The sequence below is a fragment of the Vibrio sp. 811 genome, assembly GCF_033339195.1.
The window spans coordinates 1-515 of record NZ_JAWOUB010000962.1; the positions used below are offsets into that span (position 1 = coordinate 1).

1 pseudogene is annotated in these 515 nt (G+C 44.7%); it reads left to right on the plus strand.

The annotated features are described in order from the left end of the window. Positions 1-226 precede the first annotated feature (226 nt). Positions 227-515: pseudogene (locus tag R7Q46_RS30365) on the plus strand (chitinase); the annotation flags it as partial.

Consider the following 515-nt stretch of genomic DNA (forward strand, 5'->3'; position numbering starts at 1 on the left):
GTGCAATCGACGTGATTGCTACCAGTGTAAGCAACGCTTTGACAGTATTGAACTTGGATGAGCAGATGCACGGTAACACGGCATCTGAGAGTTAGCACAAATAATATGCAACTTATGTAATCAGGCTGCGAGGATTTATAAATGACTCGCAGCCTGATTTCGTTTTCAAGTTAAAAATATTCTCTAGGAGTAGCTTTAAATTTGTACACCTACTCTGGAGAAAACAATGAAAAAGACACTTCTTGCTGCACTAATTATGGGGATAACTGGTGCGGCGCACGCCGAGCAAAAAGTCGTAGCGGGTTACTTTGCGGATTGGCAGTACGCGAATGCAGAAAACCCATACACGGTGAAAGATATTCCCGCCGATAAACTGACACATGTGATTTACGCGTTTCTCAGTATGTGCGGTCCTCATACCGGTGCTTCTGAAACGGTGCAAAACCTAGTAGCTAAACAATGCGAAGGAAAAGATCCCTATACGGCGATCATTGTCGATACCGAAGCGGCACTGG